The organism is Streptomyces sp. NPDC001781 (assembly GCF_053596035.1).
This window is the reverse complement of the sequence record NZ_JBSFFI010000011.1, coordinates 149,646-170,478: the sequence shown is the minus strand read 5'-3', so window position 1 is coordinate 170,478 and position 20,833 is coordinate 149,646. Positions and strand designations below refer to the sequence as shown.

General features: G+C 72.2%; 21 protein-coding genes. 11 read left to right on the top strand and 10 right to left on the bottom strand.

Features of this window, described 5'->3' with window-relative positions; all coding sequences use genetic code 11:
- Window positions 1-15: 15 nt before the first annotated feature.
- Window positions 16-609, bottom strand: a complete 594-nt coding sequence (locus ACWCV3_RS13560; protein ID WP_451222646.1) for an N-acetylmuramoyl-L-alanine amidase — start codon at window positions 607-609, stop codon at window positions 16-18.
- A gap of 293 nt (window positions 610-902) precedes the next feature.
- On the opposite strand from ACWCV3_RS13560, the gene ACWCV3_RS13555 reads away from it, so the two are divergent.
- The 3 genes from ACWCV3_RS13555 (at window position 903) to ACWCV3_RS13545 (ending at window position 4,078) form a co-directional block, all read left to right on the top strand.
- A complete protein-coding gene (locus ACWCV3_RS13555) occupies window positions 903-2,309 on the top strand; it encodes a family 2B encapsulin nanocompartment shell protein (protein ID WP_451222644.1) in 1,407 nt (468 codons plus the stop codon).
- A 76-nt stretch (window positions 2,310-2,385) separates the two neighbouring features.
- Window positions 2,386-3,507, top strand: a complete 1,122-nt coding sequence (locus ACWCV3_RS13550; protein ID WP_451222642.1) for a family 2 encapsulin nanocompartment cargo protein polyprenyl transferase — start codon at window positions 2,386-2,388, stop codon at window positions 3,505-3,507.
- Between the two features lie 214 nt (window positions 3,508-3,721).
- Window positions 3,722-4,078, top strand: coding sequence for a DUF952 domain-containing protein (locus ACWCV3_RS13545; RefSeq protein WP_451222683.1), 357 nt, complete (start codon window positions 3,722-3,724; stop codon window positions 4,076-4,078).
- 10 nt (window positions 4,079-4,088) lie between these two features.
- On the opposite strand, the gene ACWCV3_RS13540 is transcribed toward ACWCV3_RS13545, so the two are convergent.
- Both ACWCV3_RS13540 and sodN read right to left on the bottom strand, forming a co-directional pair.
- Complete coding sequence (locus ACWCV3_RS13540; RefSeq protein WP_451222640.1) at window positions 4,089-5,132, bottom strand: YihY/virulence factor BrkB family protein; 1,044 nt, start codon at window positions 5,130-5,132, stop codon at window positions 4,089-4,091.
- A 148-nt stretch (window positions 5,133-5,280) separates the two neighbouring features.
- On the bottom strand, window positions 5,281-5,676 hold the full coding sequence (sodN, locus tag ACWCV3_RS13535; protein WP_451222638.1) for a superoxide dismutase, Ni: 396 nt from the start codon (window positions 5,674-5,676) through the stop codon (window positions 5,281-5,283).
- Between the two features lie 144 nt (window positions 5,677-5,820).
- On the opposite strand from sodN, the gene sodX reads away from it, so the two are divergent.
- Window positions 5,821-6,252: a nickel-type superoxide dismutase maturation protease gene (gene sodX, locus ACWCV3_RS13530; RefSeq protein ID WP_451222681.1), complete on the top strand. Its 432-nt coding sequence runs from the start codon at window positions 5,821-5,823 to the stop codon at window positions 6,250-6,252.
- On the opposite strand, the gene ACWCV3_RS13525 is transcribed toward sodX, so the two are convergent.
- A complete protein-coding gene (locus ACWCV3_RS13525; RefSeq protein WP_451222636.1) occupies window positions 6,138-6,785 on the bottom strand; it encodes a CGNR zinc finger domain-containing protein in 648 nt (215 codons plus the stop codon). The genes sodX and ACWCV3_RS13525 overlap by 115 nt on opposite strands.
- A gap of 101 nt (window positions 6,786-6,886) precedes the next feature.
- Between ACWCV3_RS13525 and ACWCV3_RS13520 the strand changes: the two genes are divergently transcribed.
- Window positions 6,887-7,648 carry a class I SAM-dependent methyltransferase gene (locus ACWCV3_RS13520; RefSeq protein ID WP_451222634.1) on the top strand — a complete coding sequence of 254 codons (762 nt, stop codon included), beginning with the start codon at window positions 6,887-6,889 and terminating at the stop codon, window positions 7,646-7,648.
- A 58-nt stretch (window positions 7,649-7,706) separates the two neighbouring features.
- On the opposite strand, the gene ACWCV3_RS13515 is transcribed toward ACWCV3_RS13520, so the two are convergent.
- Genes ACWCV3_RS13515 through ACWCV3_RS13505 form a run of 3 tightly spaced genes read right to left on the bottom strand, consistent with a single transcriptional unit; the run spans window position 7,707 to window position 10,430 of the window.
- Window positions 7,707-8,459, bottom strand: a complete 753-nt coding sequence (locus ACWCV3_RS13515) for an amino acid ABC transporter ATP-binding protein (RefSeq protein WP_451222679.1) — start codon at window positions 8,457-8,459, stop codon at window positions 7,707-7,709.
- A gap of 47 nt (window positions 8,460-8,506) precedes the next feature.
- Window positions 8,507-9,445 (bottom strand): amino acid ABC transporter permease, encoded by a 939-nt coding sequence (locus ACWCV3_RS13510; protein WP_451222632.1) that lies wholly within the window; start codon window positions 9,443-9,445, stop codon window positions 8,507-8,509.
- A 37-nt stretch (window positions 9,446-9,482) separates the two neighbouring features.
- On the bottom strand, window positions 9,483-10,430 hold the full coding sequence (locus tag ACWCV3_RS13505) for an ABC transporter substrate-binding protein (protein ID WP_451222630.1): 948 nt from the start codon (window positions 10,428-10,430) through the stop codon (window positions 9,483-9,485).
- Window positions 10,431-11,028: 598 nt separating this feature from the next.
- On the opposite strand from ACWCV3_RS13505, the gene ACWCV3_RS13500 reads away from it, so the two are divergent.
- The 3 genes from ACWCV3_RS13500 to ACWCV3_RS13490 all read left to right on the top strand — a co-directional run bounded on the left by ACWCV3_RS13500 (window position 11,029) and on the right by ACWCV3_RS13490 (window position 14,326).
- Window positions 11,029-12,252: an NAD(P)-dependent malic enzyme gene (locus ACWCV3_RS13500; protein ID WP_451222628.1), complete on the top strand. Its 1,224-nt coding sequence runs from the start codon at window positions 11,029-11,031 to the stop codon at window positions 12,250-12,252.
- Between the two features lie 454 nt (window positions 12,253-12,706).
- Window positions 12,707-13,672, top strand: a complete 966-nt coding sequence (locus tag ACWCV3_RS13495; RefSeq protein ID WP_451222626.1) for a zinc-binding dehydrogenase — start codon at window positions 12,707-12,709, stop codon at window positions 13,670-13,672.
- Between the two features lie 90 nt (window positions 13,673-13,762).
- Window positions 13,763-14,326, top strand: coding sequence for a Clp protease N-terminal domain-containing protein (locus ACWCV3_RS13490; RefSeq protein ID WP_451222624.1), 564 nt, complete (start codon window positions 13,763-13,765; stop codon window positions 14,324-14,326).
- Between the two features lie 22 nt (window positions 14,327-14,348).
- On the opposite strand, the gene ACWCV3_RS13485 is transcribed toward ACWCV3_RS13490, so the two are convergent.
- The 3 genes from ACWCV3_RS13485 to ACWCV3_RS13475 all read right to left on the bottom strand — a co-directional run bounded on the left by ACWCV3_RS13485 (window position 14,349) and on the right by ACWCV3_RS13475 (window position 16,720).
- Entirely contained in the window at window positions 14,349-15,395 is a 1,047-nt protein-coding gene (locus ACWCV3_RS13485) for a helix-turn-helix transcriptional regulator (RefSeq protein ID WP_451222622.1), read from the bottom strand.
- A 1-nt stretch (window position 15,396) separates the two neighbouring features.
- Window positions 15,397-16,281, bottom strand: coding sequence for a DUF4097 family beta strand repeat-containing protein (locus tag ACWCV3_RS13480; protein WP_451222620.1), 885 nt, complete (start codon window positions 16,279-16,281; stop codon window positions 15,397-15,399).
- A gap of 259 nt (window positions 16,282-16,540) precedes the next feature.
- Complete coding sequence (locus ACWCV3_RS13475; protein ID WP_003992906.1) at window positions 16,541-16,720, bottom strand: DUF6104 family protein; 180 nt, start codon at window positions 16,718-16,720, stop codon at window positions 16,541-16,543.
- 229 nt (window positions 16,721-16,949) lie between these two features.
- Between ACWCV3_RS13475 and ACWCV3_RS13470 the strand changes: the two genes are divergently transcribed.
- From ACWCV3_RS13470 to ACWCV3_RS13460, 3 genes are all read left to right on the top strand, one after another.
- Window positions 16,950-17,600, top strand: a complete 651-nt coding sequence (locus tag ACWCV3_RS13470) for a CU044_2847 family protein (RefSeq protein WP_451222618.1) — start codon at window positions 16,950-16,952, stop codon at window positions 17,598-17,600.
- Window positions 17,601-17,653: 53 nt separating this feature from the next.
- On the top strand, window positions 17,654-19,693 hold the full coding sequence (locus tag ACWCV3_RS13465; RefSeq protein ID WP_451222616.1) for a VMAP-C domain-containing protein: 2,040 nt from the start codon (window positions 17,654-17,656) through the stop codon (window positions 19,691-19,693).
- A 94-nt stretch (window positions 19,694-19,787) separates the two neighbouring features.
- Window positions 19,788-20,828: an AAA family ATPase gene (locus tag ACWCV3_RS13460; protein ID WP_451222615.1), complete on the top strand. Its 1,041-nt coding sequence runs from the start codon at window positions 19,788-19,790 to the stop codon at window positions 20,826-20,828.
- Window positions 20,829-20,833 lie beyond the last annotated feature (5 nt).

Genomic DNA, 20,833 nt, shown 5'->3' with positions numbered 1-20,833 from the left:
TTCCGGGCGGGGACCTCAGTCCTTCAGCCGCGCCTTGATCCGTGCGCGCAGCGAGGCCATGGTGAAGCCGCGCGGGTCCACCTTGCCGGGCTGCCACTCGAGGTGGCCGATGACCGAGCGTTCCGTCCAGCCGTGGTGGCGGCAGATCGCTGCGGCGGTCCGCACGATCGCCTCCGTCTGGGCCTCGGGCCAGGGGTCCTCGCCGTCGCCGAGGTTCTCGCACTCGAAGCCGTAGAAGTACCGGTTGCCGTCGGTGTTGGACTCGTTGTCGGGCGGCAGGCCCTTCTCGGCGATGACCGCGCGGAGCACCTCGTCGTCACCGAGGCCGGCGTGGTTGGCGCGGCCGTGGCCGACCAGGTGGACCTTGCCGTCCTTGGTGATCACGCCGTGGCAGAGCGGGCCGGGAAGCTCGTCGTAGCCCTCGCGGCACAGCTCCACGGTGCGGGCGCTGCCGCTGGTGACGGTGTGGTGGATCATGACGCCGTGCACCGGGCCCCAGGGGCCCTTGTGGTTGCGGTTGTGGGTCCGCCAGTTGCCTACCTCCACGACCTTCAGGCCCTCGGCCTTCAACGCGCTCAGAAACCCGCTCGCGGACATGGGTGGGGACATGGCCGCCTCCTTCGTGCCGTCCGGGATGTTCCGTGCGGGCCGGCTGCACCGGCCCGCTCACGGTGCTTGTACCGACGTGCGGGTGCGGGGACCACATCGTTCGCTCGCTGTGCGAGCCGATCCGGCCAATTCCGCGCCGGGGTCGACACGATCGCCCAGTCTGCCCAGTAGTCCGATGATCCATTCCCCTTCTTTCGGGTAATGGTGCGAGCACACTCCGTGATGACAGGCTCGGCCCCGAGACCGGTGCCCAGCGAGACTCGGCACGGGCATACATGGGAGGGCAATTCTTTATGTCGGTAGGCGAAGAGGTCCGCACGGAACAGGGCAAGCCGCAGCAGTCCCTGGGCACGGCGGCCGCGCGGAACCTGGCCACCACCACCAAGTCCGCACCCCAGATGCAGGAGATCAGCTCCCGCTGGCTGCTGCGCAACCTGCCCTGGGTGGACGTCCAGGGCGGCGCGTACCGGGTGAACCGCAGGCTGACGTACGCCGTGGGGGACGGCCGCATCACCTTCGTGAAGACGGGGGACCAGGTCGAGGTCATCCCGGCCGAGCTGGGCGAACTGCCCGCGCTGCGCTCGTACGACGACGAAGAGGTGCTCACCGAGCTGGCCCGGCGCTGCCGGCAGCACGAGATCGCCGCGGGCGAGGTGATCAGCTCCTTCGGCAGCCGCACCGAGAAGGTGTACCTGCTCGCCCACGGCCGCGTCGAGAAGATCGGCACGGGCCCGTACGGCGACGACGCCGTGCTCGAAGTCCTCGCCGACGGCGCCTACTTCGGTGAACAGGCCCTGCTGGACCCCGAGGCCATCTGGGAGTACACCGCCCGTGCCGCCACCGCGTGCACGGTGCTCGTGCTCAGCCGCTCGGACTTCGAGCAGGTAGCCGAGCGCTCCGACTCCCTGAGCGAGCACGTCGGCCGGCTGCGCGCACTCCCGGACCAGCCGACCAACAAGTACGGCGAGAAGGAGGTCGAGCTGGCGGCCGGCCACTCCGGCGAGCCCGACATCCCGCACACCTTCGTCGACTACGAGGCGCGTCCGCGCGAGTACGAGCTCAGCATCGCCCAGACCGTGCTGCGCATCCACTCCCGCGTGGCCGACCTCTACAACCAGCCGATGAACCAGACCGAGCAGCAGTTGCGGCTCACGGTCGAGGCGCTGAAGGAGCGCCAGGAGCACGAGCTGGTCAACAACCGCGAGTTCGGCCTCCTGCACAACTGCGAGTACGACCAGCGGCTCCAGCCGCACGACGGCGTCCCCGGCCCGGACGATCTGGACGAGCTGCTCAGCCGCCGCCGGGGCACCAAGTTCCTGCTCGCCCACCCGCGCGCCATCGCGGCGATCGGGCGCGAGCTGAACAAGCGCGGACTGGTCCCGGAGACCATCGACGTGGGCGGCAACCGCATCCCCACCTGGCGCGGGGTGCCGATCTACCCGTGCAACAAGATCCCGGTCAGCGAGGCCCGCACCACCTCGATCATCGCGATGCGCACCGGCGAGTCCGAGCAGGGTGTCATCGGCCTCCGCCAGTCCGGCCTCCCGGACGAGATCGAGCCCAGCCTGTCGGTGCGCTTCATGGGCATCAACGAGCAGGCCGTCATCAACTACCTGGTGACCGCCTACTACTCGGCCGCCGTGCTGGTCCCCGACGCGCTGGGCGTGCTGGAGAACGTGGAGATCGGCCGGTGGCGGTGACGCGATCACCTGCTTCCCGTCCCGGCGGCGAACACCGGGACGGGAGTGCGACCGTGCAGGCCGGTGAGGGGGAACGATGAGCGAATCCACCCTGGAGACCGGGGCATGCCCGGCGCCGGTGCCGCCTGACGCGGTCCCCAGGCCACGACAGGCGACGGAGGACACTCCGGCGCACGAGGCGGTCATCCTGCTGGAGCGCACACGGGGTGTCGTGGACCCCGAACTGCGCGCCGCCGTCGAGTCGTTGCCGCCGCAGCTGCGCCGGATCGTGCTCTACCACTTCGGCTGGAGCCACGCGGACGGCACCCCGGCGGCGGGCAACGCGGGCAAGGCGATCCGTCCCGCTCTCGTCCTCGCCGCGGCGTCCGCGCTGGGCGGCGGCGAGGCGCGGGCGGCGGCCGTGCGGGCCGCGGCGGCGGTGGAGCTGGTCCACAACTTCTCACTGCTGCACGACGACGTGATGGACCGCGACACCACCCGCAGACACCGGCCCACGGCCTGGACCGTGTTCGGTGATCCGGACGCGGTCCTCGCCGGGGACGCCCTCCAGGCCCTGGCGCTGCGGCTGCTCGCCGGCGACCGGCACCCGGCCTCCGGAAGGGCGGCGGCCCGGCTCGCGGAGTGCGTGATCGAGCTGTGCGCCGGGCAGCAGACCGACACGGCGCTGGAGCAGCGCGCACCCGGCGAGGTCGCCCTCGCCGAGGTGCTCGCCATGGCCGAGGCTAAGACCGGTGCTCTGCTGGGCTGCGCCTGCGCCCTGGGCGCGCTGTACGCGGGCGCGGAGGACGAGGTGGTGGACGCGCTGGACGCCTTCGGCCGGCAGGCCGGGCTGGCGTTCCAGCTCATCGACGACGTGATCGGCATCTGGGGGGATCCCCGGCGCACGGGCAAGTCCGCCGGTGCCGACCTCGCCGTCCGCAAGAAGTCCCTGCCGGTGGTCGCCGCGCTGACCTCGGGCACCCCTGCGGGGGCCGAACTGGCCGCGCTGTACGCCCGTCCGCACACGGCGGGGGACGGCGCCGAGATCGCCAGGGCGACGGTCGCGGTGGAGCAGGCGGGCGGCCGGGACTGGGCCCAGGCGGAGGCCGCGGACCGGATGGCCGGCGCGGTCCAGGAGCTGGCCCGGGCGGTCCCGGCCCCGGAGGCGGCGGGGGGTCTGCTGGCCCTGGCGGAGTTCGTCACGCGGCGCAGTAGCTGAGCATGTCCGCCGGGTCCCGCGCATCCCCACGGCGCGCGGGGCCCACCCGTCCTACCCTTGGTGCATGGACAGGGAAGTTCATGTCTGCCCCACCTGCGGCGAGTCCGTCGACGTGGTCGCCGGCCGCCGCAAGACGCTGGGCGCGTGGGTCCCGGTGTGGAAACCGGGACCGTGCCACAACCCGGCCTGTGCCTCGGCCCGTACCGTGGCCTCCATGACCCAGCAGTCCGAGACCCAGCCCCCCGAGATCCTCCACGTCACCGAACGCGCCCTCTGGGAAGCGGCCCGTGAGCAGGGCTCCTACGAGGTCTCCACCCGGGGCCGCACCCTCCAGGAGGTCGGCTACATCCATTTCTCCACGCGGGCCCAACTCCCGCGCGTGGCCGCCTTCCTGTACGGGGAGGAACCAGGCCGGGACGACCTGGTGGTCCTGGTCGTCGACCCCGCCCTGCTGGACGCCCCGCTGAAGTACGAGGCGATGCCCCCTACGGGGGAGGAGTTCCCGCACGTGTACGGGGCGGTTCCGGTGTCGGCGGTGGTGGACGTCCAGCAGTGGAAGGCGGCCGGTTAGGACCCTCGGGTCAGGACTCCAGCCGCTTGCGGTCCTCCTCGTCCCAGGCGCGGGTGTCGCGGGGCTCGACGTAGGGCTCCTCGTCGGCCGGGTGGCCGCCGGCGATGGCGCGGTGGCGGATCGTCTCCGCGTCGAATTCCAGGCCGAGCAGGATCGCCAGATTGGTGAGCCACAGCCACACCAGGAAGACGATCACGCCCGCGATGGCGCCGTAGGTCTTGTTGTAGGAGGAGAAGTTCGCCACGTACAGCGCGAAGGCCGCCGACGCGATCAGCCAGAGGACCAGGGCGAGGAAGCTTCCCGGGGTGATCCAGCGGATGCTGTGGATCTTCGCGTTCGGGGTCGCCCAGAACAGGATCGCGATCATGATCGTGACCAGGACGGCGAGCACGGGCCACTTGGCGATCGACCACACCGTCAGGAACGTGTCGCCGATGCCCAGCGTGGTGCCGACCTGCCGGGCCACGCTGCCGGTGAGGACCACGATCAGCGCGCTGATCACGGCGATGACCATGAGCAGCACGGTCACCCCGAGCCGGACGGGCAGCAGCTTCCACACCGGACGGCCCTCGGGCACGTCGTACACGGCGTTCGCGCTGCGGATGAAGGCCGCCACGTAGCCGGAGGCCGACCACAGCGCGAGCGCCAGACCGACGACCGCCATGACGGAGCCGATCCCGCCCTTGTCCTGCATCTGCTGCACCGCGGCGCGCAGGACGTCACGGGCGGGCCCCGGGGCGAGCTGCTGGATGTTGTCCAGCACCTTCCGGGTCGTCGACCGGCCGGCGAGTCCCAGCAGGGAGACCAGCGCCAGCAGTGCCGGGAACAGCGCGAGGACGCCGTAGTAGGTCAGCGACGCCGCCCGGTCGACCAGCTCGTCCTTCTGGAACTCCTTCAGGGTGCCCTTCAGCACCTCACCCCAGGAACGGGCGGGCAGATCCGTCAGGGAGTCCGGCGCCCGCCGCTCCACCTGCTCCGTCGGCCCGACACGGGTGCCGGGCCCGGCCGACGCGTCCTCGTCGCGGGGCCCGAGTCCACTCAGCGATTTCTCCATGCCTGGCGGATAACCCGTGAAGGCCCGCCTATGTCGCCGCGGCGCCCGCGCCTGGGCCGGCAATGCCCCGTACCCGTCAAAAGACCGCACCCGGTCCCCGCGAGGGACCGGGTGCGGTCACACAGCCAGAAAAGCCGGACCCGGAGGATCAGGCCTTCTTCGTCTCCCAGAAGATCTTGTCGATCTGGGCGATGTAGTCCAGGGCCTTCTGGCCCGTCGCCGGGTCCGTGGAGGCCTTGGCGGCCGAGAGGGCCTTGACGGCCTCGTTGACGAGCGTGTGCAGCTCGGGGTAGCTCTCGAAGTGCGGCGGCTTGAAGTAGTCGCTCCAGAGCACGTCCAGGTGGTGCTTGGCCAGCTCGGCGCGCTGCTCCTTGATCACCGTGGCACGGACCTGGAAGTGCGGGTCGTCGTTGGCGGCCATCTTCTCCTGGATGGCCTTCACCGACTCCGCCTCGATGCGGGCCTGGGCGGGGTCGTACACACCGCAGGGCAGGTCGCAGTGGGCGCTGACCTTGACCTTGGGGGCAAACAGGCGGGAAAGCATGGAGCGTTCCTTCCTCGTGATCGTCTTCTCAGGTGGGACATTACTCCCTGGGGGACCGGTTTTCCCGAGTGCCCCCCAGGGCTCGGGGCAAAAGTCCGGGGTCAGACTGGGACTGTGGAGGAACGGACCGGGGAGGTGCCGGGAATGCCGGAGCTGTCGCGGGAGAGCGAGCGGGACAGGGCACTGCCGCCCTTCGGGCTCGCCGAGGTCACGGGCCCCTCCATGGTGCCCACCCTCCACCACGGGGACCGCCTGCTGCTGCGCTACGGCGCCCCTGTCCGGCCGGGCGGGATCGTCGTCCTGCGTCACCCCTTCCAGCAGGATCTGCTGGTCGTCAAGCGTGCGGTGGAGCGGCGCGAGGGCGGCTGGTGGGTGCTCGGCGACAACCCGTACGCCGGCGGGGACAGCACCGACTACGGGGTCGTACCCGACGAGCTGATCCTCGGGCGGGCCTGGCTGCGTTACCGTCCGCCGGCCGGGCGGCGCTCGCCGCTGGCGGTGGTGCGCTGGGCGTTCTCCGCGGTCAGACCGCTGTTGTCGGACCGGTCGGCGGCCAGGCGCTTCCGGGCGCGGTAGGCGGCGACGTTCGCGCGGGTCGCGCAGCGGTCGGAGCAGTAGCGGCGGGAGCGGTTGGTGGAGGTGTCCAGGTAGGCGTTCCGGCAGGGAGCGGCCTCGCACAGGCCCAGCCGGTCGACGCCGTACTCGGTCAGATGGAACGCCAGTCCCATCGCGGCGATGGCCGCGTAGCCGGCGGTGGCGTTCGACGGGTGATCGGCCAGGTGCATGTGCCACAGCGGGCGGCCGTCGTCGTCGCGGAAGTCGTGGCCGGAGATCTGCGGGCTCACCGGGAACTCCAGCAGCAGGGAGTTCAGCAGGTCCACGGCGAGCGTCTCGTCCCCCTCGTCCGCCGCCTCGAACACCGCGCGCAGCCTGCCACGGACGGAGCGGAAGCGGGTGACATCGGCGTCGGTGGCGCGGCGGCCCGCGGAAGCGTTCACGCCGAAGAGGTCGCGGACGGCCTCCACCGAGGTCAGGGAGTCCTTGCCCTGGCCCGGCTCCTCGCTGTTGACGAGGCGTACGGCATAGTCCGAGTAATGGGCCAGTTCCACTTGTAGTCCTTACGGGAGCGCTCTATGGTCGTGTCCGCGGTCGGGTAATAGCCGGGCGCGATTCCAGGGTATTACGCGTGCGCGGAAGGGGCTGGGAAATCGTGACCACCGCAGGGACGGGGACGGACTGGGCCGCCTGGCAGGAGAGCTGGGACCGGCAGCAGGAGTGGTACATGCCCGACCGCGAGGAGCGGTTCCGGGTCATGCTCGACATGGTGGAGGCGTTCGCCGGTACGGCCCCGCGCGTGCTGGACCTCGCCTGCGGTACGGGCACGATCACCGCGCGGCTGCTGGCGCGGTTCCCGGAGGCGACCAGCACCGGGGTCGACCTCGACCCGGCCCTGCTCGCCATCGCGCGGGGCACCTTCGCGGGGGACGACCGGGTCACGCTCGTGGAGGCCGACCTCAGGGACGGCGGCTGGCCGGCGGCGCTCCCGTACGACTCCTACGACGCCGTGCTCACCGCGACCGCCCTGCACTGGCTGCGCACCGGGCCGCTCACCACGCTGTACGGGCAGCTCGCGGAACTGGTGCGGGAGGGCGGGGTGTTCATGAACGCCGACCACATGGCGGACGGGTCCACGCCCCGGATCAACGCGGCCGAGCGCGCCCAGCGGCACGCCCGGATGGACCGGGCCAGGCGGGACGGCGCACTCGACTGGGCCGAGTGGTGGCAGCTCGCCGCCCAGGACCCGGCCCTCGCCGGCCCCACCGCCCGCCGCTTCGAGATCTACGGCGAACACGCCGACGGTGACACCCCGTCCGCCTCCTGGCACGCCCGCGCCCTCGGCGACCAGGGCTTCGGCGAGGCCCGGCCGGTGTGGTGCTCCCCCTCCGACACGCTGTTGCTGGCACTGAGGTGACGCACGGCCAAGGGGCGGTACGGATCACCCGTACCGCCCCTCGGTCCGTCCGGGACGCCTACAGCACCTTCGACAGGAACGACTGGGTGCGCTCGTGCCGGGGGTTGGTGAGGACGTCCCGGGGATGGCCGGACTCGACCACCACTCCGCCGTCCATGAAGACCAGGCTGTCGCCCACCTCACGGGCGAAGCCCATCTCGTGGGTGACGACGACCATGGTCATGCCGGACTCGGCGAGGTCGCGCATGACGTCGAGGACGTCACCGACCAGCTCCGGGTCGAGCGCCGAGGTCGGCTCGTCGAAGAGCATCAGCTTGGGCTCCATGGCGAGCGCCCGGGCGATCGCCACGCGCTGCTGCTGACCGCCGGAGAGCTGCGAGGGGTAGTTGCCGGCCTTGTCGCCGAGGCCCACCCGCTCCAGCAGCTGCATCGCCTGCTCCTGGGCCGCCCGCTTGGAGACGCCCTTGACCTGCACGGGCGCCTCGGCGACGTTCTCCGCGGCCGTCATGTGCGGGAAGAGGTTGAAGCGCTGGAAGACCATGCCGATGTCCCGGCGCTTCAGCGCGACCTCGCTGTCCCGCAGCTCGTACAGCTTGTCGCCCTTCTGGCGGTAGCCGACCAGCTCGCCGTCGACGTACAGGCGGCCGGCGTTGACCTTCTCCAGGTGGTTGATGCACCTGAGGAACGTCGACTTGCCGGAGCCGGAGGGGCCGATGAGGCAGAACACCTCGCCCGGCTTCACCTCCAGGTCGATGCCCTTGAGGACCTCCACCGCGCCGAAGGACTTGTGCACGCCCTCGGACCTGACCATCGGCACGACCGCCTTCGGCGGGGTGTCGTTCTTGCTCAGCGTGTCGCTCATGCCCCCACCGATCCTCGAGGCCGGCCCAGGGAGGTCATGTTCGCCTTCACCTTCTGCCAGGGAGTGTCCGGCAGCTGTCGGCTGGAGCCTCGGGCGTAGTAGCGCTCGATGTAGTACTGGCCGACGCTCAGGATCGAGGTCATGATCAGGTACCACGCGGCGGCGAGGAAGTACATCTCCACCGGTGCGCCCGAGTTCTGTCCGATGTCCTGGGCGTAGCGGAAGAGTTCGGGATACTGGACGGCCGCCACGAGCGAGGTCGTCTTCAGCATGTTGATCACTTCGTTGCCCGTGGGCGGCACGATCACGCGCATCGCCTGCGGGATCACGACCCGGCGCAGCGTCTTGGCGTGGCTCATGCCCAGCGCGTGGGACGCCTCGGTCTGGCCCTCGTCCACCGCGAGCAGACCGGCGCGGCAGATCTCCGCCATGTACGCGGCCTCGTTGAGGCCGAGGCCGAGCAGCGCCGTCAGCAGCGGCGTCATGAAGTCCGACCAGTAGTTCTTGTAGATCGGGCCCAGGTTGATGTACTCGAAGACGAGCCCCAGGTTGAACCACAGGAACAGCTGCACCAGCACCGGGGTGCCGCGGAAGAACCAGATGTAGAACCAGGCGATCGACGACGTCACCGGGTTCTTCGACAGCCGCATCACCGCGAGGACGATGCCGCCCACGATGCCGATCACCATCGACAGGACCGTCAGCAGCAGGGTCTTGCCCACACCGGTCAGGATGCGGTCGTCGAAGAAGTAGTCGGGGATCGCGGCCCAGTTGATCTTGCCCTGGCTGAAGGCGTACACGATCGCCGCGAGCAGAGCGATGGCGACGACGGCGGACACATAGCGTCCGTAGTGCTTGACCGGGATGGCCCTGATGGCCTCCGGCGCGGCCGGGGGAGCGCTCTTGTCCCCGGCCGTCTTCTCGATGTCAGTCACAGGAATTGCCTCTCGGTGGCCGCTGAGGTTCCGCGGATCACTTGCCGCCGTTGATCGCGGCTTCCTTGACGGCGCCGTCCTGCGCGCCCCACTTCTGGAGGATCTTCGCGTACTCGCCGTTCTTGATGATCGCGTTCATCGCGGCCTTGAGCGCGTCACGCAGCTGCGTGTCCTTCTTGGCGACGGCGATGCCGTACGGGGCCGCCTCGACCTGGTCGCCGACGACCTCGAAGTCCTTGCCGCCGCCGGAGGTCTTCACCGCGTAGGCGGCGACCGGGAAGTCGGAGGAGGCGGCGTCCACGCCGCCGGAGCGCAGCCGGGTCTGGGACTGCTGGTCGTCGTCGAACGGCTCGATGCTGATCTTCTTGCCGCCCGGACACTTCTTGGTCTCCTGCTTGGCCAGGTCCTCGGAGACCGTGCCGCGCTGGACGGCGAGCTTCTTGCCGCACAGGTCCGACCAGCCGGTGATGCCCTTGGTCTCGCCCTTGCGCGTGTAGATGGAGACGCCGGCCGTCAGGTAGTCGACGAAGTCGACGCCCTCGCCGACCTTCTTGCCCGTGTCGGGGTCGACGCCCTCCTGACGGTTCTTGTTGTCCGTCATCGCGGACATGGCCATGTTGAACCGGCCGGAGCGCAGACCGGTGAGCAGGCCGTCGAACGTGCCGTCCTGGAAGCTGAACTTCACACCGAGCTGGTTGCCGAGGGCGGTGGCGAGGTCCGGGTCGATGCCGACGACCTTGCCGGAGGAGTCCTTGAACTCGACCGGGGCGTAGTGGATGTCGGAACCGACCTTGATCTCGCCCTTGTCCCGGAGGTCGGAGGGAAGCAGGTCGGCGAGGGGCGCGGTGGAGGAGGCGTTGCCGGAGTCCTTGCCCTTGGTCTGGTCGCCGCAACCGGTGAGGATCAGGGTGCCTGCGACCGCGATCGCACCGGCCGCTGCGATCCGGGACCGTGCGGTCGTACGACGGGTGGAGCTTGCGGTCATCGTGGTTCCTCCGGCGGATGGGAAGAGAAGACGTACCGGTGAGGTCGACGAGAACACACACCTTCGGGTGCCGCGACCTCGTGGGTTTACGGCATCCTGCCATTCGGGGTACGCCATTCAGGCCGGTCACAATGTCAAAATCGGATAACGGGTGGTCGAGAACCGCATCAGGTCGGTACATCAGCACTCGATTCATGCAGGATGATCTGCGGAAATGGGCTGCTCACACCGCAAGATCCGCAGGGGGTCTCACGATCCGGACGGCCGGTGTGCGGGGATTCGGGGGATTCGCGGGGCGGTTGAGGTTCCTCTGAGGTGCGCCCGCGGGGTCGCCGTGCAAGGGGGGCGCGGGGGGCCGGGCGGGCCGGGCGGCATTCCGGGGCGACATGTGACCTTGCGCCTAATGGACTCGTGGTCCGCCCGTCCGTCCGGTATGAAGGTTCTTTACACCCCTCATCCGGGGCTCAGGGCGCGTGTGCGGCGCGCCCGTCGCGTATGTGCTCGTACGTATCCGTCAATCGAGCCGTACGCGGTGCCCGCCCACTCCTCACCCGGAGTGGTCGACCCTCAACCATGCATACCTAAGGGGTAAGACAAAGTGGCAGCGGAGATCGTCAATCCTCGCAGCGACAGCGGTGCCGGACCGGAGGGCGGGGCCGAGCCCCTGGACTCCTTCGACCCCGCTTTCGCGCTGCACCGCGGCGGCAAGATGGCCGTGCGGGCCACCGTGCCGATCCGGGACACGGAAGACCTTTCCCTCGCGTACACCCCCGGCGTCGCGCGCGTGTGCACCGCGATCGCGGAAACGCCGGAGCTGGTCAACGACTACACCTGGAAGTCCTCGGTCGTCGCCGTCGTCACCGACGGCACGGCCGTGCTCGGTCTCGGGGACATCGGCCCCGAGGCGTCCCTCCCCGTGATGGAGGGCAAGGCGATCCTGTTCAAGCAGTTCGGCGGGGTCGACGCGGTGCCGATCGCCCTCGACTGCACCGGAGTCGACGAGATCGTGGAGACCGTCGTCCGGCTCGCCCCCTCCTTCGGCGGGGTGAACCTGGAGGACATCTCCGCGCCGCGCTGCTTCGAGATCGAGCGGCGCCTGCAGGAGCGGCTGGACATCCCGGTCTTCCACGACGACCAGCACGGCACCGCCGTCGTCACGCTGGCCGCGCTGCGCAACGCCGCCCGGCTCAGCGGGCGGGACATCGGGCAGCTCCGTGTCGTCATCTCCGGGGCCGGGGCGGCCGGCGTCGCCATCGCCCGGATGCTGGTCGAGGCCGGCATCGGGGACGTGGCGGTCGCCGACCGCAAGGGCGTCGTCTCCGCGGACCGGACCGACCTGACCGACGTCAAGCGGGAGTTGGCCTCCTTCACCAACAAGGCCCGGCTCACCGGCACGCTGGAGGACGCGCTGGCCGGCGCAGACGTGTTCATCGGCGTCTCCGGCGGCACGGTCGCGGAGGAGGCGGTCGCCTCCATGGCGAAGGGTGCCTTCGTCTTCGCCATGGCCAACCCGAACCCCGAGGTGCACCCGGAGGTCGCGCACAAGTACGCGGCGGTCGTCGCCACCGGTCGCTCGGACTTCCCGAACCAGATCAACAACGTCCTCGCCTTCCCCGGCATCTTCGCCGGGGCGCTCCAGGTGCGGGCCTCCCGGATCACCGAGGGCATGAAGATCGCCGCCGCCGAGGCGCTCGCCTCCGTCGTCGGGGACGACCTCTCCGCCGACTACGTGATCCCCTCCCCGTTCGACGAGCGGGTCGCCCCGGCGGTCACCGCCGCCGTCGCGGCCGCGGCCCGAGCGGAGGGCGTCGCCCGACGCTGAGCCTGCGCGCAAGTGTTCGACGGGAACGGCCTCGCCCCTTGAGGGGCGGGGCCGTTCGTGCTGTGCGGGGTCGGGCTTGCGGGGGCGCTCGCCCGTGCGGCGCCTTTGGCGGGGGGCGTGTGCGGTGTTTCACACGCGGGCTGCGAGGCGGGCCGGGCGCCGATCCGGTGGGGCGGGCCGGGCGGTGGCCGGGATGCTCGGGGCGGCGGTGGTGCCGCTGGGCCGAGGAAGCGGCGGGTGCGGGCTGTGCGCGGTGCCGGTCAGGGCGGGGGAGGCGGGAAGCGCCGGGCGCGGTATCGGCGGAGACGGTCGGTGCCGGTGAGCTCGCCGTCCCGCATCGGCCGCTCCCTGCGCCGCCCGGTGCCGGGCCCCTTCGAGGGTCGCTGCGCAAGAGGGTGTGTGTCACACCGTCGGGCGGTTCCGCCGGGGCGGGGCGGTATCTATCGTCGACGGCATGTTCGCCGCCTATGCCGCCCGCATCGACCGTGACCAGCCGCTCTCGGGCCTGGAGTTGGGGGAGCGTCCGGCCCCCGGGGCCCGGCCGGGCTGGAGTACCGTCGACGTCCGCGCCGCCTCCCTCAACCACCACGACCTCTGGTCCCTGCGGGGCGTGGGACTCCCCGAGGACCGGCTGCCGATGATCCTCGGCTGCGACGCCGCCGGGATCGACGAGGACGGCAACGAGGTCGTCCTGCACTCCGTCATCGGGCAGAGCGGGCACGGGGTCGGCCCCCGTGAACCCCGCTCCATCCTGACCGAGCGCTATCAGGGCACCTTCGCCGAACAGGTCGCCGTGCCGACCTGGAACGTGCTGCCCAAGCCCAAGGAACTGTCCTTCGCCGAGGCCGCCTGCCTGCCCACCGCCTGGCTGACCGCGTACCGGATGCTGTTCACCAACGCCGGTGTGCGGCCCGGTGACTCGGTTCTGGTGCAGGGCGCGGGCGGGGGTGTCGCCACGGCCGCGATCGTGCTCGGCCGGGCCGCCGGACTGCGGGTCTTCGCGACCAGCAGGGACGAGGCCAAGCGGAAGCGGGCGCTGGAACTGGGCGCCGTCGAGGCAGTGGAGCCGGGAGCGCGGCTGCCCCAGCGGGTGGACGCCGTCATCGAGACCGTGGGCGCCGCGACCTGGTCGCACTCCGTCAAGTCCCTGCGTCCCGGCGGCACCGTCGTGATCTCCGGTGCCACCAGCGGCGACCGCCCCTCGCACGCCGAGCTGACCAGGATCTTCTTCCTCGAACTCAAAGTGGTCGGCTCCACCATGGGGACCAAGGACGAACTGGAGGACCTGCTCGCCTTCTGCGCCACGACCGGGGTGCGTCCCGTCATCGACGAGATCCTCCCGCTGGACCGCGCCCGTGAGGGCTTCGAACGGCTGGAGTCCGGCGATCACTTCGGCAAGATCGTGCTCAGCAACTCCTGAACATCTCTTCGGAGCGGGCGGGTCCGGGATGCCCGGGCCCGCCTTCTTGCGGACCTCCTTGTCAACCTTGGTCGAATACGGGAGGCAGTGATGTTCGAATGCTCCACCAGGGACGGCCGTGAAGTCGTGCAGGGCGCGGTCACCCACGCGGACCGCGCCGGCGTACGAGCCGCCGGCGCCGAACATCTGCTGCTCGCCCCTCTCGACCGCGAGGGCGGCCGGGCCTCCTCCGCCTTCGCCGCGCTCCAACTCGCCGAACGCAAGGAATCCGTGCGCGAGGCGCCGGCCGAGGCGCGGCGCCGGGCGGGCCCGACCCGCGCGGACGCGTACGCCCTCGCCGGACTCGGGATCGACGTCACGGAGATCGTCTCCAGGGTCGAGCAGGCGCACGGCGCCGGTACCCTCTTTTGCGACCGCCGGGACGCGGGCGGCCGACCGGGCCGCCGGACCTTCGAGAGGGACGCCAAGGACGTGCTGCAGGGAGCGCTGCGCGCCGCCGCCGGCCGCCGTGACCGGCGCATCGGCGAGGAGCATCTCCTGCTCGCCCTCACCGCGCGGCCCGGAGTCCCCGCCGAGGTGCTCGCCGACTACGGCGTGACCCGGGAGTCGCTGCGGCGGGTCCTGTACGGCGAGGGGAGCGCGCAGGCCTGCTGACGCGGAACCCCTCCAACGCGGCTCAGACCTCGGGTTCGTGGAGTATCGCGCCGATGCGGGCCGCGGCCGCCGACAGATGACGGCGGACTCCCTGGAGCTGTGCCCCGGTGACGCCGTGGTCGCGCGCCGCGTCCCGCACGTCGTCCCGGAAGCGGTCCAGCAGGCGGTCCAGGTCGCGGGCCGGGTCGCCGGTGGGGGGCTCGTGGGTCCAGTCCGGCGCGTACTCCATCGGGAAGTCCGGCGGGGTCTCGGAGTACTCGGGGCCGGGCTCGGCCTCGGCGCTCCCGGCGCCCGCCGCGCCGGTCCGCCGGGCGTGCTCCTTGCCGAAGTCGCCGAAGTCGCCGAACTCCCGGGCCAGTTCGGCCAGGCCCTCGCGGACGCCGGTCGGCCAGTCCCCGCGGGTGAAGTGGTCCTGCACCCGCTCCTGGACCTGCCCCGCGAGGCGCCGCATCTCCTCCTGGGCCCGGGCGTCGGCCCGCGACTGCGCCTCCTGGGCCTGACGCCGGGCCTGCTGGGCCTCCTCACGGGCGCGGCGGCTCTCGTCCTTGGCGCGCCGGGCCTGCTCCTTCCACTCCTGCCTGGCCCGGCGCATCTCCTCCTTGGCGGTCCGCCACGCCTCGGCGTCGCTCCGGGCGCCCGACTCGCCGCGGGAACCCGGACCGGTGGTGCCCGTCCCGCCGGCGCGGGTGCGGGAGGCGGCCGCGCGCATCTCGCGGCGGAGGTCCCCCGCGGCGCCCCGGACGTCGGCCTTGATCTCGGCGGCGAGTTCCGCGACGGACTCGCCGATCTCCATCTCCAGGTCGGCCAGTTCACCGCTGCGGTCGGCCAGTTCGGCGCGGCCCGCCTCGGTGATCGAGTAGACCTTGCGGCCGCCCTCGGAGGTGTGGGTGACCAGGCCCTCGGCCTCCAGTTTGGCCAGGCGCGGGTAGACCGTGCCGGCCGAGGGGGCGTACAGGCCCTGGAAGCGCTCTTCGAGGAGCCGGATCACCTCGTAGCCGTGGCGCGGGGCCTCGTCGAGCAGCTTGAGGAGGTACAGGCGGAGGCGGCCGTGGGCGAAGACGGGGGGCATGTCAGAGCACCTTCTTGTCGGTCGTGCCGTCCGCGGGGGAGGCGGGGCCGGGGCCCGCTTCCCGGGCGGTGTCGTCGTCCTCCTCGGCCGGACGGCGCAGCAGGGCGATGGAGCCGGAGACGGTGGTGGCCCGGAGCTTGCCGGTGCCCGAGCCGAGGCGGCCGGTGATCTTGTGGGCGCCCCACTGGCCCTGGACGCGCAGGCCGTCGAAGGCGTTCGAGATCGAGCCGCTCGCGGTGTTCGCCTCCACGTCGGTGTCGCCAGGGTGCGGGAGCCTTATGGCGATCTCGCCGGACACGCTGGTCAGCCGCACGTCGGTGGGGCCGTCCGGATCCAGGTCGATGATCATGGAGCCGCTGACCGAGTCCGCGCGGACGGAGGGGCCCGCGCCCTCGACCACCGTCAGGTCGCCCGAGACCGACTTGAACCGCAGGTCGCCCCGGACGGCCTGGGCCTCCACGCTGCCGGAGACGGTGTCCGCGCGGACCGGGCCGGAGACGCCGACCAGGGTGGTGTCGCCGGTGACGCCCTTGACCACGGAAGGGCCCCGCACCCCGGAGACGACGGCGGCGGCGCCCACCACGCCCACCTCGACGCGGGTGCTGGCGGGAACGGCCAGCGTGACCACCGCGCTGCGGCGCCAGCCCTCGCGGTCCAGCCACTTCAGGAAGCCCTTCCAGGGCAGGTCCTCGTAGGCCACCGTCAGGGTGCCGTGCCGGTGCGTGACGATCAGGGGTGGGCCCTCGATGTCCGAGATCTCCAGGCGGGCGGAACTCTCCTCGGTCCCCACGACGTTCACCGTGCCGTTGACCACGCGGACGTTCAGCTCGGTCACGGGGGCGTCGAAGCTCAGCTTCTGGGGTTCGGCGACGGTCCACTCGGACACGGGTCCTCCTCGGGCGTGACGCGGACAGGCGGGCGGAGCTGGGCGAGGCGAGGTGAGCGGGCATCGCCCACCCTTCACGCCATATCGCGTCTCCTGTCATTCACGATATATCGTGGCCACGGGAAGTCAAGACACCCTTTCGGGGGACGAAGGGGCTGGACGGCGTCCGGGCATGCCGGAGCGGGCCCTGCCCCTTCGGGCGGGCCCGCGGTTCAAGCCGGCCGGAGCGGTCCGCCGCTCCGGGAAGCGCCCCGAGCGGTTACTCGTCGTCCTCGTCGTCCAGCCGGGCCAGCCAGGTGGCCAGGCGTTCCACCGGGACCTCGAAGTCGGGGTTCAGGTCGACGAACGTGCGCAGTTGCTCGGCGAGCCACTCGAAGGTGACCTCTTCCTCGCCGCGCCGCTTCTCCAGTTCTTCGATGCCTCGGTCGGTGAAGTACATGGATGACGCTCCGTCGGTCTGTGCAGGGGTAGGGCCGGTCCCGGGCGGGAAGAACCCTCATTCGCGGACGTGACCGCGAGGGGAGAGGGCGCCGCCTGTTCCGGCTGGGGAGCCGGAGGAGGACACGAAAAGCATAGGCAGCCCCCGGCCGGGGCGGGCAGCCGGTGGCGCGCGGGCGCCGGCCGCGGCCGCCGGCGCCGGGGACGAGCGGGGGAGAGGACGGGGTCCGATGGACGGGGACTCGACGCGGGTCGCGCGGATCGAGCTGCCGGACGGCACGCCGGTGTGGGCCCGGATCTCGGGCGCCGGGGAGCTGGCGTACGCGCGGGAGCTGTCCTACACCGACACCGGCTTCCACGAGCGGGTGGAGGCCAGCGTGGAGAGCCTGCACTCGCTGATCACCGGGGTGGCGCGCTCGCTCTCCGGTCCGCTGAGCGCGGTCCGGCCCGACGAGGTCAGCGTGGAGTTCGGCATCGAGCTGACCGCGAAGGCCGGCAAGGTCGTCGGCCTCCTCGCGGACGGGGAGGCCAAGGCTGCACTGACGGTCACCCTGACCTGGAACGGAGGCCCGCCGGAACCGGGAGCGGGCCGGACGGCGGGCGGGAGCGGACCGGAGCCGGACGGGGGAGCGGGGCCGGAGGCAGGGCCCGCGGGCGGCGCGGCGGGTCCGGGTGCCGTCCAGGGCGGGCCCGCGCCGGGAGCCGGGCCCGCGCCCACCGCGCCGGGAACGGGGATCGGCCCCGCGGCACGGGCCTCGGTCCCCGGTTTCCGGTCCGGCCGCGCGCCGGCCTCCGGTGCCCGCCCGCACACCCCCGCACCCGAACCCCGACCGGCCCCCCGGCCCGAAGCGTCGTCCGGCGTGTGGGGGCATCCGGGATGAGCGTGGGGTACGGCGGGGGCGCACCGGAGGGGGACGGTGCTGCGGAGCTTGCGTTGCGTGACCTCGTTCTGGGGGCCACCGTGCGCATTCATCGCGCGGGGGCCGGGTATGCCCACGACGAGCCCGTCAGCTTCCTCGGCAGCGGTTTCTTCGTCGCGCCGAACTGGGTTCTGACCTGCGCACACGTGGTTCACGCCGAGGAGGGGGGCGAGGTCACCGTGGTGTACCGCAACAGCCCCTACGACGACCCGCGCCCGGTGCCCGGACGGGTCGCCGCGATGCTCCCGGAGCAGACCGGGCGCCCCGTGCCCGGCAGTTGGCCCGCGCCCGACCTCGCCCTGGTCCGGCTGCGCGAACCGGTCGGCCACACCTGTGTGTACGTCTCCGAGCGCCCCAACCCGCACTTCGGCGGCACCCGGGTGTTCTACGCCGGCTGGACCGCCCCCGGGGGCAGGCTCCAGATCCTGGACGGCCGGCTCACCGTGCAGGGCACCATCAGCGCCTGGTCGCCCGAGGAACAGGTCCGGCTGGGACAGAACGACCTGCCCTTCGGCGTCTCCGGCGGACCCGTGGTCGACCCGGTGCGCGGCGAGGTCGTCGGCGTGCTCAAGTCCCGCGCGGACCACGGGGGCGGCGGCACCTCCATCGGCGTGGAGCGGCTGCGCACCCTGCGGCTTCCCGCCGACGGCGGGGACGTCTACCAGTCCGTCTTCCACGCCCACGACCGCTACCACCGCGACCGCCAGCAGAGTGCCGACTCGCCCGACCCCACCTGGGCCGACATCCAGGGCCAACTCGGCGCCCGCCCCGGCCGCACCCTCACCCCGCAGCAGCGCGGCGAGCTGCTCGGCCTGCTCGCCGACCTGCCCCCGCCGCTCAGCACCCGCGGCCTGCTCGACGTGCTCCGCGCGCTTCCCGACTTCCGCGTACCGTCCCTCGTCCCCGCCCCGCGCGGCTGGCGGGACGGACTCGGGCTGCTCTACGAACACGCCCGCCAGGACGGCGCCCTGAAGCTGGTGCTCGACTACGCGATGGGCGTGCTGTCCGCCGACCGCCCGCCCACCCCCAGTGCCCTCGTCGCCGAACGCGCCCTGTGGGAGTGGGTGCGGCACGCGGCGACCGGCCTGGACAGCGGTTACCGGCACGCCCTGGCCCAGCGGCGCACCGCGCTGCTCGGCCGGCCCCGGGTGGCGCACCGGCGGACCCCCCTCGGCGGCAAAGGCGGCGACGCGGCACCGGAGCCGGTACGGACCCCGCCCGGCACGCGGCCCGAGCCGTCCGTGCTGCTGGTGGTGCTGCGCCGGGGCTGGGAGCCGGACCACTGCGACTGGTCGGTCTCCGTCGGCGGCCGTCCCGACGAGGAACCGGTCCGGCTGTACGAGGGCGAACGCGCCCCGCTGGACGGCCTGGCCGACCATGTGGCCGCACCCCTCGCCGAGGCGTTCCGGCACTGCGACGAACCCGGCCGGCCCGCCACCCTGTACGCGGCCCTGCCGCATCTGCACCTCGGTCTGCCCGTGGACGACTGGCGGCTCTCCCCCGGCGCCCGCCCGCTCGGCGCCGAACGCCCGGTCCTGGTCCGCTGCTCGGACCGCGACCAGCTCCCCGACGAGAACCCGGCCCGGGAGGCGCACGAGGACCCGGACACCGAGCGCCGGGACCGCTGGCGGCGGCTGGGGCCGCACCCGGCGCACGCCGAGGTGCTGGACTGCGACGACGGCGTGCGCAGACCCGTTCCGGACGCGGCGGCGCTGCGCGGGCTCGCGCCGCAGACCGTGCCGGTGCTGTGCCGCCCCGGCGACCCTCGGTCGGACGACGGCCCCGCCGCGCTCGGCCGGGTGCTGCGGGCCGGGTTCGGGGTGGTGCTGTGGCGGCGGCGGCCGGACGTCGTGTGCGGGGAGTTCCACCGGGGCGTGAAGACGGCCGTGGACGACGGCGAGGGCGCCCTTTCCCTGCCCGGCGCGCTGCACCGGCTGCGCGAGCAGGTGCACGCCGGGCTCACCGAGTCGTTCTGGGCGCACGGCACGACCCTGCTGTACGACGACCCGCACCGCCCCCTGCCCGGCACCCAGGACCTGCTGGAGGCCCCGTGATCCGGGGTGCCGGTTCCTCCCTGATCCCCTTACCGGGCGTCCGGCGGGTCGATACCGTGAAGGACGCCCCGGCGACGAGCGAGAAGGCCCGGACATGACCGAATCCAGCGAGTGGCTCATCTACCGAGGCGCCGGGGAACCCCACGACGGGATGAGCAGGCTGCCCCCGCCCCCGCCCTGGCGCGACTTCTCCGCACGCGGCGCCGGCACCGCCCCGGAGCCGGGTGAGGACGGCGACGGCTCGCGCGACCGCAGGCTCGGCGCGCACCGGCACCTGGCCGAGCTGCACCGGCCCGGCGCCGAGGAGCTGGAGATGATCAACGCGGCGCTGTATCTGCGCCGCCCGCTCCTGGTCACCGGCAGCCCCGGCGCGGGCAAGAGCACGCTCGCACACTCGGTGGCGTACGAACTGGGGCTCGGCGAGGTGCTGCGCTGGTCCATCGTGAGCCGCTCCACCCTGCAGGACGGGCTCTACCACTACGACGCCATCGCCCGCCTCCAGGACGTGCAGATCGCCGCGCAGGGCGGGTACGGCGGCGCGGCCGGGAGCCCCGGTTCCGTCGAGGCGATCGGCGGCTACATCAGGCTCGGCCCGTTCGGCACCGCCCTGCTGCCCTCGGACACGCCGCGCGTGCTGCTGATCGACGAACTCGACAAGAGCGACATCGACCTGCCCAACGACCTGCTGAACGTGCTGGAGGAGGGCGAGTTCGAGATACCCGAGCTGCGCCGCCTGGCCGACCGGCTGCCCGACGGCGAGGCCGAGGTGCTGACCGCCGACGGCACCAAGGTGCGGGTGCGCGACGGCCGGGTGCGCTGCACCTCCTTCCCGTTCGTGGTGCTCACCAGCAACGGCGAACGGGACTTCCCCGCCCCGCTGATGCGCCGCTGCATCCACCTGGAACTGGGCCGCCCCGACCACAACCGGCTCGCCACCTTCGTCCGCGCACACCTCGGGGACGAGGCCGCGCGGGCCGGTGACGATCTCATCGCCCGCTTCCTGGAACGCTCGCGCAGCGAACTCCTCGCCACCGACCAGCTGCTGAACGCCCTCTACCTCACCGACGCGGCCGCCCCGCCGAGCCGGGAGCGCCTGGCCGACCTGCTCATCCAGCGACTCGACCGCCCGAGGTGAGGAGC